Source organism: Pseudomonas sp. HY13-MNA-CIBAN-0226 (genome assembly GCF_040310305.1).
Lineage (GTDB): Bacteria > Pseudomonadota > Gammaproteobacteria > Pseudomonadales > Pseudomonadaceae > Aquipseudomonas > Aquipseudomonas gregormendelii.
In genome coordinates this window covers 1-237 of sequence record NZ_JBEOPS010000624.1, presented here as the reverse complement: position 1 = coordinate 237, position 237 = coordinate 1, and the positions used below count along the sequence as shown (strand labels likewise).

Below are 237 nucleotides of genomic sequence, written 5' to 3'. Positions count from 1 at the left end.
CTAATAAAGGGGTGGTAAATGGAATTAATTATTATAAGTGGCCGATCAGGTTCTGGTAAGTCAGTTGCTTTACGTGTTGTAGAAGATTTAGGTTACTATTGTGTAGATAATATTCCGGTAAATTTGCTGCCTTCATTAGTGCGCAGTGTCTCTGATAACTACGATAAAATAGCCGTTAGTATAGACGTGCGTAACCTGCCTAAAGACCAGCAGCAGTTTAACGATATTCTTGAGTAC

At 38.4% G+C, this 237-nt stretch carries 1 protein-coding gene; it reads left to right on the top strand.

Translation table 11 applies throughout. From position 1 onward, the window contains the following. Positions 1–18 precede the first annotated feature (18 nt). Positions 19–237: RNase adapter RapZ (locus tag AAEZ05_RS30170; protein WP_350650342.1), on the top strand; the 219-nt coding region annotated here is incomplete at its 3' end.